The organism is Cupriavidus phytohabitans, from assembly GCF_017815025.1.
In the GTDB taxonomy this organism is placed as follows: domain Bacteria; phylum Pseudomonadota; class Gammaproteobacteria; order Burkholderiales; family Burkholderiaceae; genus Cupriavidus.
Map to the genome: position 1 here is coordinate 82700 of NZ_JAGIQB010000001.1, position 12684 is coordinate 95383.

9 protein-coding genes are annotated in these 12684 nt (G+C 66.1%); 5 read left to right on the plus strand and 4 right to left on the minus strand.

Features of this window, described 5'->3' with window-relative positions; translation table 11 throughout:
- Position 1: 1 nt before the first annotated feature.
- The 3 genes from lspA to J8I34_RS00420 all read right to left on the minus strand — a co-directional run bounded on the left by lspA (position 2) and on the right by J8I34_RS00420 (position 4533).
- Positions 2 to 532, minus strand: coding sequence for a signal peptidase II (lspA, locus tag J8I34_RS00410; RefSeq protein ID WP_029045983.1), 531 nt, complete (start codon positions 530 to 532; stop codon positions 2 to 4).
- Complete coding sequence (ileS, locus tag J8I34_RS00415; protein ID WP_209805113.1) at positions 532 to 3423, minus strand: isoleucine--tRNA ligase; 2892 nt, start codon at positions 3421 to 3423, stop codon at positions 532 to 534. The genes lspA and ileS overlap by 1 nt, the downstream gene beginning before the upstream one ends.
- Positions 3424 to 3537: 114 nt before the next feature.
- On the minus strand, positions 3538 to 4533 hold the full coding sequence (locus J8I34_RS00420; protein ID WP_029045985.1) for a bifunctional riboflavin kinase/FAD synthetase: 996 nt from the start codon (positions 4531 to 4533) through the stop codon (positions 3538 to 3540).
- A gap of 254 nt (positions 4534 to 4787) precedes the next feature.
- On the opposite strand from J8I34_RS00420, the gene J8I34_RS00425 reads away from it, so the two are divergent.
- On the plus strand, positions 4788 to 6602 hold the full coding sequence (locus J8I34_RS00425) for an ATP-binding response regulator (RefSeq protein WP_209805114.1): 1815 nt from the start codon (positions 4788 to 4790) through the stop codon (positions 6600 to 6602).
- A 33-nt stretch (positions 6603 to 6635) separates the two neighbouring features.
- Here J8I34_RS00425 and J8I34_RS00430 read toward each other — a convergent pair whose 3' ends face one another.
- Positions 6636 to 7295, minus strand: coding sequence for a response regulator (locus J8I34_RS00430; protein ID WP_029045987.1), 660 nt, complete (start codon positions 7293 to 7295; stop codon positions 6636 to 6638).
- Between the two features lie 266 nt (positions 7296 to 7561).
- On the opposite strand from J8I34_RS00430, the gene purN reads away from it, so the two are divergent.
- The 4 genes from purN to J8I34_RS00450 all read left to right on the plus strand — a co-directional run bounded on the left by purN (position 7562) and on the right by J8I34_RS00450 (position 12661).
- Positions 7562 to 8230, plus strand: coding sequence for a phosphoribosylglycinamide formyltransferase (purN, locus tag J8I34_RS00435; RefSeq protein ID WP_209805115.1), 669 nt, complete (start codon positions 7562 to 7564; stop codon positions 8228 to 8230).
- Entirely contained in the window at positions 8227 to 9639 is a 1413-nt protein-coding gene (locus J8I34_RS00440; RefSeq protein WP_029045989.1) for an RsmB/NOP family class I SAM-dependent RNA methyltransferase, read from the plus strand. The genes purN and J8I34_RS00440 overlap by 4 nt, the downstream gene beginning before the upstream one ends.
- Positions 9640 to 9696: 57 nt before the next feature.
- A complete protein-coding gene (locus tag J8I34_RS00445) occupies positions 9697 to 11088 on the plus strand; it encodes a mechanosensitive ion channel family protein (protein WP_209805116.1) in 1392 nt (463 codons plus the stop codon).
- 382 nt (positions 11089 to 11470) lie between these two features.
- The gene (locus J8I34_RS00450; RefSeq protein WP_209769416.1) at positions 11471 to 12661 is read left to right on the plus strand and encodes a DesA family fatty acid desaturase; all 1191 of its coding nucleotides are present in this window, start codon (positions 11471 to 11473) and stop codon (positions 12659 to 12661) included.
- Positions 12662 to 12684 lie beyond the last annotated feature (23 nt).

Below are 12684 nucleotides of genomic sequence, written 5' to 3' on the forward strand. Positions count from 1 at the left end.
CTCAGTGCTTCCGTACCCGCCGCAACTCATCCACGATCAGCAGCACCGCGCCGACCGTGATCGCGCAGTCCGCGACATTGAAAGCCGGCCAGTGATACCGGCCCACGTAGAAATCCAGGAAGTCGACCACGTGCCCGTAGACCACGCGGTCGATCACGTTGCCGACCGCGCCTCCCAGGATCAGCGACACCGCAAAGCAGAACAGCCGCTGCCCGGTATGGCGATACAGCAGCCACACGATGAACGCCCCGACCACTATGCCCAGTCCGGTGAAGAACCAGCGCTGCCAGCCGCCGGCGTCGGCCAGGAAGCTGAACGCCGCGCCCTTGTTGTAGACCAGCACCAGGTTGAAGAAGCCCGTGACCGGGCGCGATTCACCGTAGGTGAAGCTGCGTACGATGACGATCTTGAAGAACTGGTCAAGCAGCACCACCAGCAGCGCGAACGCCAGCCACAACAGCGGCGTGGTGTTGCCGGCGGCCTTGCTGCCGCGGCGCGCCGGCCGCGCGGACCGGGACGTGGACGATGCCATCAGGCGTGGCTCCTGTGTTCACCGGCGCCGAACAGGTTGCTGTCGCAGCGGCCGCAGAGGGTGGGATGGTCCGGGTTGTGGCCGACATCGGCGCGGTAGTGCCAGCAGCGCTCGCACTTGGCATGCGCCGACGGCGTTACCGTTACCAGCAGGTCGCCGGCTTCGGGCGCGGCGGCGACCTTGGCCGACGAAGTCAGCAGCACAAAGCGCAGGTCGTCGCCCAGGCTCTGCAGTGCCTGCAGTACCGGTCCGCCGGCCTGGATGGTCAGCTCTGCCTGCAGCGACGAGCCGATCTCGCCTTCCACGCGCACGGCTTCCAGCTGCTTGGTGACTTCGGCGCGCACTTCGCGCAGCGTATGCCATTTCTGCAGCAGGTCGTCGGCGTCGTCCACCTCCGGCACCGCGTAGTAGGTGCTGGTGAAGATGGTGTCGGCATGTTCGGTGCCGTGGGCGAAGATCTGCCACGCTTCCTCGGCGGTGAACGACAGGAACGGCGCCATCCAGTGCAGCATCGCCTGGGTGATGTGGTACAGCGCGTTCTGCGCCCCGCGTCGAGCCTTGGAGTCCGCCGCCGTGGTGTAGAGGCGGTCCTTCAGCACGTCCAGGTAGAAGCCGCCCAGGTCTTCCGAGCAGAAGGTCTGCAGCTTGGCCACCACCGGGTGGAATTCGTAGGCTTCGTAGTGCGACAGCACTTCCTTCTGCAGCCGGTCGGTCAGCGCCACGGCGTAGCGGTCGATCTCCAGCCATTCCGATGCCGGCAGCGCGTGCTTGCCATGGTCGTAGTCGGACAGGTTCGACAGCAGGAAGCGCAGCGTGTTGCGGATGCGGCGGTAGCTTTCCACCACGCGCTTGAGGATCTCGTCCGAGATCGACAGCTCGCCCGAGTAGTCGGTCGAGGCCACCCACAGGCGGATGATCTCGGCGCCCATCTTGTTGGAGATGTCCTGCGGCGACACGGTGTTGCCGACCGACTTTGACATCTTGCGGCCCTCGCCGTCGACGGTGAAGCCGTGCGTCAGCAGCGCCTTGTAGGGCGGCTTGCCATACAGCATCGACGCGGTCAGCAGCGACGAGTGGAACCAGCCGCGGTGCTGGTCGGAGCCTTCCAGGTACAGGTCGGCCAGGCGGCCCTCGGTCTCATCGGCGGCGTGGTCGTACAGGTCGTCGCGGTGCGAGCCGCGGATCACGGTCCAGTGCGTGGTGCCGGAGTCGAACCACACATCGAGCGTGTCGCGGTTCTTCTCGTACTGGCTGGCTTCGTCGCCCAGCAGTTCGGCCGGGTCCAGCGTCTGCCACGCCTCGATGCCTTGCTGCTCGACGCGCCTGGCGATCTCCTCCAGCAGTTCGGGCGTGCGCGGATGCAGCGCGCCGGTTTCCTTGTGCACGAAGAACGCCATCGGCACGCCCCACTGGCGCTGGCGCGACAGCGTCCAGTCCGGCCGGTGGGCGATCATGTTGTGCAGCCGCTGCTTGCCCCACGAGGGGTAGAACTCGGTCGCCTCGATACCGGCAAGCGCGGTCTCGCGCAACGTCGGCACAGGCTTGCCGTTCTCCTCGGCCGGATCCACGTCCATGCCCGCGAACCACTGCGAGGTAGCGCGGTAGATGATCGGCGTCTTGTGACGCCAGCAGTGCATGTAGCTGTGGGTGTACTTGTGCGAATTGAACAGGTTGCCCGATTCCTGCAGCGCGTCGACGATCTTGGGGTTGGCATCCCAGATCGACAGCCCGCCGAACAGCGGCAGCGTGCCGGCATAGACGCCGTTGCCCATCACCGGGCTGATGATGTCGCTGTCGGGCATGCCGTGCGCCTTGCACGACTGGAAGTCTTCCACGCCGTACGCCGGCGCGGAGTGCACGATGCCTGAGCCGGTGTCGGTGGTGACGTAGTCGCCCAGATAGACCGGCGACAGGCGGTCATAGCCGGCATCCATCTTGGCCAGGGGGTGGTGGAAGCGGACTTCCGACAGCGCGGCACCGGTGGCAGTGGCGACCACCTTGCCTTCCAGGGCGTAGACCTTCAGCTGCTCCTCGACGCGCTCGGTGGCCAGGATCAGGTAGCCGCGCGGCGTGTCGACCAGCGCGTATTCCACCTCGGGGTGGACGTTCAGCGCCTGGTTGCTCGGGATGGTCCACGGCGTGGTGGTCCAGATCACGATCCAGCCCGGCTTCGCGCTGATCTGCTCGAACGGCACCTTGAAGGCGTGCGCCAGCTTGTCGGTCTCGGCGAACGGGAAGCCGACGTCGATCGACAGGTCAACCTTGTCCTTGTACTCGACTTCCGCCTCGGCCAGCGCCGAGCCGCAGTCGAAGCACCAGTTCACCGGCTTCAGGCCGCGGAACACATAGCCCTTTTCCATGATCTTGCCGAGCGCGCGCAGTTCGTCCGCCTCGTTGCTGTAGTTCATGGTCAGATAGGGATGGTCCCAGTCGCCCAGCACGCCGAGGCGCTCGAAGTCCACCATCTGGCGCTTGATCTGCTCGGTGGCGTACGCGCGCGCCTTGGCCTGGACTTCCTGCACCGGCAGGCCCTTGCCGAACTTCTTCTCGATCTGGATCTCGATCGGCATGCCGTGGCAGTCCCAGCCCGGCACGTAGACGGCGTCGAGCCCGCTCAGGCCACGCGCCTTGATGATCATGTCCTTGAGCACCTTGTTGACGGCGTGGCCGATGTGGATGTCGCCGTTGGCATACGGCGGGCCGTCATGCAGCACGAACTTCTTCGCGCCCTTGCGCGCCGCGCGGATCTTCTTGTAGAGCTGCTTCTCCTGCCACTGCTTGACCCACTGCGGCTCGCGCTTGGGCAGGTCGCCACGCATCGGGAAGGGCGTGTCGAGCAGGTTGACGGGATACTTGTTTTTCTCGGGCTTGGCGCGTTTGTCGTCGGACATTTCGATTCTCGGAGCAATTCGTTTGGCGCGCGGCCGGCAGCAGGCCGGGGCGCGCGCGGGAAGACTGGGCGGGGCATGCGAACCGGGCCCGCGCACGCTGGCGGGCACCGGCCGCTAGCTAATTCGGTCGGTGGCGGAGGTGGCGAAGTCGCGGCCACCGGTGCCCTCGGCAGCGCCAGGCGCGGTCAGGCCGAAGAACCCGCGCGCGTCGGCGCTGTCCTTGGCGATCGCGGCGGTCAGGTCTTCCAGGTTGTCGAAGCGCGCCTCGTCGCGCAGCTTCTTCATGAACTCAACCCGTATCAGCTTGCCGTACAGGTTTTCGTTGAAGTCAAAGAGGTGGACTTCCAGCAGCACGCGGCCCGCGTCCTCGATGGTCGGGCGCACGCCGATGCTGGCCACGCCGGGCAGCGGGTGGTCGGCAATGCCGTGCACCTGCACGACAAAGATGCCGTTGACCGCCGGGCGCTTGTGCGAGATGCGCAGGTTCAGCGTCGGGAAGCCCAGATCGCGGCCCAGCTTGCGGCCGTGGATCACGTGGCCGCTGATGGCATAGCCGTGGCCCAGCAGGCGCCGCGCGTGCTCGAGGTCGCCATCAGCCAGGGCCTGGCGCACCGCCGAGCTGGAGATGCGGATGCCGCCTTCGGAGACCGAGCCCATCTGCTCGACGTCGAAGCCATAGCGGTGCCCGGCATCCTGCAGGTAGGCAAAGTCGCCCGCGCGCCTGGCGCCGAAACGGAAGTCGTCGCCGACCAGCAGCCAGCGCGTGTGCAGGCCGTGCCACAGCACGTTCTCAACGAATTCCTGCGGAGACTGGCCGGCAAAGTGGGCGTTGAAGTGCTCGACCACGACGCGGTCCACGCCGTTGCGGCGCAGGCTTTCCAGCTTGTCTCGCAGCAGCGCGATGCGGGTGGGCGCCTTGTCCGGGGTGAAGAACTCGCGCGGGTGCGGCTCGAAGGTCATCACGCACAGCGGCAGGCCGCGCGCGTCGGCCGCCGCACGCGCACGCGCGAGCAGCGACTGGTGGCCGCGATGCACACCGTCGAAATTGCCGATGGTGAGCGCGCAGGGCGCCCGGCTCTCGGCGTTGGGCAGGCCGCGGAAGACTTTCACGGGGACGGCGGGAAATGTTTCGGGTAAAGCGAGCATTATAAGGCGAATGGGTCGGCTTGCCGCTGCTGGCGCCGCCATGTGCCTTAAGCTGCTGTTTTTGTGCCGCAACGGGCCAGCCCGGCATGGCGCGTTGCGGTAAAAGGCGGCATGATATGCACCACTTCGCTGTCACGTCGGCGTCACATGAAGCTGAAACGCCCGGGATGCGACATTTCTTGCCGCTTTTTGTCTCCGCCATCTCAAGCCAGCCACATTTGAACGCGCTGCCCAACCGGTTCCTGTCCCGGCTTCTGCCCCGCTTCCTGCCGCAATCCAGCGGTGAGCTTGACGTCGAGACCCGCGCCAAGCTGATGGCCATCGTGCACAAGAATGCGCCGACCGCCATCGTCGCCTCCGTGCTGCTGCCGGCACTGACCGCGCTGGGATTCCGGGACGATGTCAGCCACGCAGCGCTGCTGGGCTGGTGCGCGATCATGCTGCTGCTGACCATGGGCGGGCTGTGGTTCCATGTCGGCTACCAGCGCGACGGCGCCTCGATGAGCCGTTCCGCGCATACGCGCAAATGGTGGAACAACATGCGCGTGCTGGCGCTGCTGACCGGGGTGACCTGGGGCAGTTCGGCGCTGCTGCATTTGTATACGGATTCGGTGGTCTTCTCCAGCGTGCTGTACCTGCTGACGCTGGGCGTGCTGGCAGGGGAGGCGGTCTCGCAGGCGCCGGTGCCGTCCAACCTGGTGTACGCGGGCGTGCCGATCCTGGTGCCCAGCATCCTGATGGCGGAGTTCGCCTTCCCCGGCCATGGCGCTTATGTACAGGGCCTGCTGGTGATCTATGCGCTGATGCTGTCGCGCCATGCCTTCAACCTGCAGGTCACGCTGGTGCGCGCGATCCAGCTCGAGGGTGACAGCCGCCGCCTGGCCAAGCAGTTCCAGGAAGAAAAGGAGCGCGCGCTGCATGCCAGCGAAGAGAAATCGCGTTTTCTGGCCGCCGCCAGCCATGACCTACGCCAGCCGGTGCATGCGCTGGTGATGCTGGTGGAGGCACTGCGCGCGCGCAACCAGTCGTCGTCGCTGCATCCGCTGGTAGAGCAGGTGGCGGCCGGCACGCAGACCATCGACCTGCTGTTCCGCTCTCTGCTGGACCTGTCCAAGCTGGAAGGCCGCAAGGTCCTGCCGACGCTGGAGCCGTGCGAACTGGGCGCGCTGATCCGCGACGTGATGAGCCAGTTCGCCGCCGACGCACGCGAAAGCGGCCTGATGCTGACGCCGCGCGTGCCCGACGAGCTGTATGCGATGGCCGAACCGGTGCTGCTGCGCCGCGCGCTGTTCAACCTGGTGCAGAACGCGCTGCGCTATACCCAGCGCGGCGGCGTGCTGGTGACCGCGCGCCAGCGCCGCAAGCACGTGCGGCTGGAGGTGTGGGACACCGGCGCCGGTGTCACGCCCGAGCACTTGCCCGAAATCTTCTCGCCGTACTACCAGGTCAACAACCCGCAGCGCGACCCGTCTCAGGGCCTCGGCCTTGGCCTGGCGATCTTCAAGGAATGCGTGCGGCTGATGCGCGGCACCTATGGCGTGCGCTCGGTGCCGGGCAAGGGTTCGGTGTTCTGGTTTGCCCTGGCTCCGGTGCCGGCCGAGACGGTCGCCAGCGTGCGTGAGATGCGCGCCATGGCGCAGGCCCAGGAAGCCAAGCCCGACCGGCTGCAGGGCACGGTGCTGGTGGTCGACGATGACAGCCAGATCCGCAAGGCATGGATCGCGCTGATGGAAGCGTGGGGCATCCACGTGGCCTGCGCCGCGCACGGCGCCGAGGCCGACAAGCTGTTTGCCAAGGGCCTGCGCCCGGACATCATCTTCTGCGACCTGCGGCTGCCGGGCAGCGAGAACGGGCTGGACCTGCTGGAGCGCTGGCAGAACACGCAGCCGCAGGCGCGCAGCGCGCTGCTGACCGGCGACCTGAAATCGGCCGCGCTGGCGGCGGCGGAAGAGGCGGGGTATTTCGTGTTGCCCAAGCCGGTCGACCCGGCGTCGCTGCGGATGCTGCTGCGGCGCTGGCTGCGTCCGGCTTAGGCCCGGCTCAGGCCTGGAGTCGCGCGGCGCGCCTTACTGGCGCAGCCGGAACCGTTCCATCCGCGACATCACCTGCATGCGGGTTCGCACGCCCAGGCGTTGCAGGATCGCCGAGACATGCTCCTTGACCGTGTTCTCGGTCAGCCCCAACCGGCGCGCGATCACCTTGTTCGGCAGGCCTTCGAGCACCAGGGCCAGCACGGACCCCTGGCGCGGCGTCAGGCCCAGCTCGGCCGGCGTGACCGGTATGCCGTGCGCGGGGCCGAACGACTGGGCCCGCCCGTTCAGGGCCTCATCGGTAGGGAACGCGGTATCGCCCGCCAACACCTTGCGCACCGCGGCGGTGAAGGCATTGGCATCGAGATGCTTGCCGACGAAGCCGCATGCCGACAGCGCGCGGGCGCGGCCCACGATTTCGGGCGTGGCTTCCGCCGACATGAAGATAAAGCGTGCCCCCGGAATGACGGTCTTGAACGACTGCATGGCATCGAAGCCGGTGCCGTCGTTCAGCCAGATATCGAGCAGCACGATATCCGGGCGCAGCCCCTGCTGCAGGCTTGTCAGCGCTTCGCGGGCACTGCCGGCGGCGTGTACCGCGACATCCGGCATGACTTCAGCAAGGAAAGCCGTAGTGCCTGACAAGGCCATAGGATGATCATCGACCACCAACAACGTCGGTGCAGCGTTCGACATGCGAATTCCCGTCTAATTTCCCGTTTCGTCCTTGTTGTCACCCCGCTCGTTCAGAGCACTGTGTCGTTAAAACATGCACAGGATTGGCGCGTGGACGTAGCGCCCACTCTAGCAGAGGGGGCGAAGCGTCACAATCCATCAATCGGGGGTATCCGACCCCACCGTCACATGTTAGAGACCTTGCGGCCTGTCCGGATCTGGTGAATTAAGCACCTAATGAGTTCGCTTTACCTGAGTTTAGCGCCTCGGCTTGGTAGAATTGCGCGATGAAAAAAATTGTCATCTTGATTTCCGGGCGAGGCTCGAACATGGAAGCCATTGTCCGGGCCTGCGCGGGCGACGGCTGGCCGGCCCGCGTGGCAGCAGTACTGTCGAACCGGCCCGATGCCGCCGGGCTGCAGTTCGCGCAGCAGCAAGGCATTGCCACCGGTGTGGTCGACCATCGCCAGTTCCCGGATCGCGCCTCGTTTGACGCCGCGATGGCCGAGGCCATCGATGCCCACGCCCCCGACCTGGTGGTGCTGGCCGGCTTCATGCGCATCCTGACGCCGGCTTTTGTCGACCGCTATGCGGGCCGGCTGCTGAATATCCACCCGTCGCTGCTGCCGTGCTTTCCCGGGCTGAATACCCACAAGCAGGCGCTGGACGCCGGCGTCAAGCTGCACGGCGCCACCGTGCACTTTGTTACCCCCGAACTCGACCATGGTCCGATCGTGATCCAGGCGGCCCTAGACGTGCTGTCGACCGACACGCCCGAAAGCCTGGCCGAGCGCCTGCTCGGGTGCGAGCACCAGATCTATTCCCGCGCCGTTCGCTGGTTCGTCGAAGACCGCCTGCAACTGCAGGACGGCGTGGTCAACGTTATCAACCCGGCCGAGCCGCAATTGCTGATGGCCATCTCCGCCCATACCCCGGCGGCAGGAGTCAAGGCATGAGCCGCAACCAGGCAGGAACCCGTCCCAACCGCAGTGAGGGCCATGCGCCGCCGCGCGGCAAGAGCAAGGGAAAGGGCAGCCCCATCCGCAAGCCCGCCAATGGCAATGCCGGCCGCGAAGGCGCGCCGCGCGTGCACGGTGGGCTGCATGCCTCGCATATCCAGCATATCGACCGCCTGCTCGGCAAGGTCATGCTGTTTGCGCGCCCGGCCGACGCCGTGGTGAGCTATTACTTCCGCGAGAACAGCAAGCTGGGCCATCGCGAGCGCGGCATCATTGCCGAGGCCATCTACGCGGTGCTGCGCCGGCGCGTGGAGTTCGCGCAGTTTGCCGAAAGCGGCACCGGCGCCAGCTCGCGCCGCCTGGCGCTGCTGGGCCTGGCGGCCACGCTGGGACGCGACGTGCTGACGCCGTTCCTGCACCCCGAAGAGGCCGAATGGCTCGACCGCCTGACCACGATCGAACGTTCCAGCCTGGCCCCGCGGGTACGCACCAATCTGCCCGAATGGCTGTACGACGAACTGGTGCGTCGCCATGGCGAAGCATTTACCGCGGCGCTGGGCGATGCCTGGCTGCGCCCGGCGCCGCTTGACCTGCGCGTCAATCTGGGCAAGACCAGCCGCGATGCGGCGCTGGCCGAGCTGCAGACCGCAGGCCTGGGCGCCGAGCCGACGCCGATGGCGCCCGCCGGCATCCGCATGGCCGGCAAGCCCGCACTGAACCAGCTGCCGATCTTCGTCAACGGACTGGTCGAGGTGCAGGATGAAGGCAGTCAGCTGCTGTGTAACCTGGTTGCACCGAAGCGTGGCGAGATGGTGGTCGACTTTTGTGCCGGCGCGGGCGGCAAGACGCTGGCGCTGGGTGCCGCAATGCGTTCCACCGGCCGGTTGTACGCCTTCGACGTGTCGGAAAAGCGCCTGGCCAACCTGAAGCCTCGCCTGGCGCGCAGCGGCCTGTCCAACGTCCATCCGGTCCTGATCGACTCCGAGCGCGACGCCAAGATCAAGCGCCTGGCCGGCAAGGTCGACCGGGTGCTGGTGGATGCGCCGTGCAGCGGGCTGGGAACGCTGCGGCGCAATCCCGACCTGAAGTGGCGCCAGACGCCAGAAGCTGTGCTCGAGCTGACCGCCAAGCAGAGCGCGATCCTTGAATCGGCGGCGCGCCTGGTCAAGGGCGGCGGCCGCGTAGTCTACGCCACCTGTTCCGTGCTCGAGGCCGAGAACGAAGCTATCGTGCGCGATTTCCTCGCCGCGCATCCCAACTTCCGCCTGGTCCCGGCCAGCGAGGTGCTGGCAGACCAGAAGATCGAAGTGCCCGCGCTGCCGGCGGATAGCGGCATGTTCGCGCTGTATCCGCATCTGCACCAGACCGACGGCTTCTTCGCCGCGGTGCTGGAACGCACCAGCTGACGCCTGTGGCCGCCGCCCCTTTGCAGCGGGCGGCGGCCCTCAACCTGAGTCTCCCCGATGAACGGTGAAACCCTGTCCGGCCTCGGCGGCGAGCTGAAGGCCTCCCATTCGATGTTCGGCAGGATGCTGGGCGACCTGATCCGCGATGCCGGTGGCCCGGGATTTTTCTGGCAGCTGCTGGTGCTCGCCGGCTGCCTCGCGGTGGCGTGGCCGCTGGGGCGCTACGTTGTGCGCCGGCTCGAGGCGCGCTATTCCAGTTCCAGCTTCTCGCTGCGCTTTGCCGCGGCCAGCCTGGAGCGGGCCATGTTCCCGCTGGCAGGGTGGGTGCTGGTGATGATCGCGCGCTTCGCGCTGGAGCCGCTGATCCCGATCAGCGTGCTGCGGCTGGCGCTGGTGCCGCTGTTCGGCATCACCGCGCTGAACGTCGTCTTCTATATCCTGCGGCGGGTGATGTCAGGCAGCGGACAACTGCACGGCATGCTGCTGCTGGTGGAGAAAGTGCTGACCACACTGGTGTGGGTCGGCATGGCCCTCTATGTACTGGGGGTGCTGTCGGACGTGGTCGGGTGGATGCAGGACATGCGCTTCTCGATCGGCGGCAAGCAGCAGATCAGTCTCGCCGACACGCTGTTGGCAGTGGTCTGGATCCTGCTGACGGTGCTGGTGGCGTTGTGGTTCGGGTCCTGGCTGGAGGAGCGGCTGATGCGCTCGGCCAACCTCGACGTCAGCCTCAAGGTGGTTCTGACCCGCATCTCCAAGGCCGTGCTGCTGCTGGTGTCGCTGCTGCTGAGCCTGTCGCTGGTCGGCATCGACCTGACCGTGCTGTCGGTGTTCGGCGGTGCGCTGGGTGTGGGCCTGGGCCTGGGTTTGCAGAAGATCGCCAGCAACTACATCTCGGGCTTCATCATCCTGCTGGACCGCTCGGTCAAGCTGGGCGACCAGATCACGGTGGACAAGTACACCGGCATCGTGTCGCAGATCCGCACCCGCTACACGGTGGTGCGCAACGGCGACGGCGAGACGCTGGTGCCGAACGAGCAGCTGGTGGCGCAGTCGGTGCAGAACCATTCGTTCTCGAATACAAATGTGCGCGTGGCGACGCGCGTGCAGGCCGACTACAGCGCCGATCCCGAGACCGTGATCGCACTGCTGACAGAATGCGTGCGCGAACTGCCGCGCGTGCTGAAGGACCCGGAGCCGGCTGCCTTCCTGGCGCTGTTCGCCGACAGCGGCATCGAGTATGAAGTCGCGGTCTACATCGCCGATCCGCAAAACGGCAAGCTTGGGGTGCAATCCGCGATGAACCGCGCCATCTGGCGCGCGCTGCGCGAGCATGGCATTTCGATCCCGTACCCGCAGCGCGAGCTTCGTGTGATGCACGAGACGCCCATGCCGGGGCCTGGCGCGCCCAAGCCGAACACCTTGCCCGAGGCTGCCAACGCCACCTGACGGCCTCACGGAAGGGCGGCGGCTGCGCCGGGCGGCGAATTCGGCACCCATGGAACGAAAACCGTTGCTCGCCGTCGAAATCCGGGAAATAGCGTATGCCGGCGCCCTCGGCAATCCGGTAGAATGCCGGGTTGTCACGGGGTGAGACATCCCGCTCCCACATCAGACAGCCGCCAGATTGCAGCGGCTCGTACCTTGTCCCGCCAGCCCGAGGCCGGCGCCAGACTAGCGTTCCAGGGAGCCCGGAGCGACTTCGGGTTCCATGGCGAGCGCCAGACAGCTATCGCAATCAATGGATTCGCAGCTATTTTTTCTGCGCGTTGTGTGTACCGGCCCAGCCGGCTTGCACGGGAAAGTCCCTGTTTAACCGACGGAGAACAGTTTGTTCGACACTATTCTTGACTGGGCCGCGAACGGCCTTGCCAATTGGGCCTGGTGGGAGATCGTCATCTACACCCTGGTGATGACGCACATCACCATCGCAGGCGTCACCATCTTCCTGCACCGCTGCATGGCGCACCGGTCGCTGGACCTGCACCCGATCGCCCAGCATTTCTTCCGCTTCTGGCTGTGGCTGACCACCGGCATGGTCACGCGCGAGTGGACTGCCATCCACCGCAAGCACCACGCCAAGTGCGAGACGGAAGACGATCCGCACAGCCCGCAGACCCGCGGCATCCGCAAGGTGCTGCTGGAAGGCGCCGAGCTGTACCGTGCCGAGGCCAAGAACAAGGAAACCATTGCCAAGTTCAGCCATGGCTGCCCGAATGACTGGATCGAGCGCAATCTCTACTCGCGCTTCACCTGGCAGGGCGTCGGCCTGATGCTGATCATCGACCTGGCGCTGTTCGGCGTGATCGGCATGTCGGTGTGGGCTGTGCAAATGCTGTGGATTCCGATCCATGCCGCCGGCATCATCAATGGCCTGGGCCACTGGTGGGGCTATCGCAACTACGATTGCGAAGACGCGTCGACCAACGTATCGCCGTGGGGCCTGATCATCGGCGGCGAAGAGCTGCACAACAACCACCACACCTACCCGACCTCGGCCAAGTTCTCGATCAAGTGGTATGAGTTCGACGTGGGCTGGGGCTATATCCGCGCGATGCAGGCGGTCGGCCTGGCCAAGGTCAAGAAGACCCCGCCCAAGGCGCGCCTGGTGGAAGCCCGCCCGGTCGACCACAATACGCTGGAAGCCATCATCGCCAACCGCTATGACGTGATGGCGCGCTACGCCAAGGCCGTCAAGGGTGCGTTCCGCCAGGAACTGGAAAAGCTCAAGGAAGGCCGTGTTGCCGAGTACCGCAGCTTCAAGCCCGCCAGCAAGTGGTTCCACCGCGAGGAGACCAAGCTGGCCGCGCAGCAGCGCGAACAACTGGCGAGCATCGTCGAGCAGAACAAGGCGCTGCAGACCTTCGTCGAAATGCGACGTGAACTGGCCGCCATCTGGGGCCGTTCCAACCTGACGCGCGAGCAGCTGCTGCAGCAGCTGCAGGCCTGGTGCCACCGTGCCGAGGCCAGCGGTATCCAGGCGCTGCATGATTTCTCGCTGCGCCTGCGCCGCTACGCCTGATACAATTCGGCCGCGCCGTATGG

Excerpts from the sequence above, each read along its gene's own strand:
- lspA (WP_029045983.1), bottom strand. The coding sequence starts at position 532 with ATGGCATCGTCCACGTCCCGGTCCGCGCGGCCGGCGCGCCGCGGCAGC.
- ileS (WP_209805113.1), bottom strand. The coding sequence starts at position 3,423 with ATGTCCGACGACAAACGCGCCAAGCCCGAGAAAAACAAGTATCCCGTC.
- J8I34_RS00430 (WP_029045987.1), bottom strand. The coding sequence starts at position 7,295 with ATGTCGAACGCTGCACCGACGTTGTTGGTGGTCGATGATCATCCTATG.
- purN (WP_209805115.1), top strand. The coding sequence starts at position 7,562 with ATGAAAAAAATTGTCATCTTGATTTCCGGGCGAGGCTCGAACATGGAA.
- J8I34_RS00440 (WP_029045989.1), top strand. The coding sequence starts at position 8,227 with ATGAGCCGCAACCAGGCAGGAACCCGTCCCAACCGCAGTGAGGGCCAT.
- J8I34_RS00445 (WP_209805116.1), top strand. The coding sequence starts at position 9,697 with ATGAACGGTGAAACCCTGTCCGGCCTCGGCGGCGAGCTGAAGGCCTCC.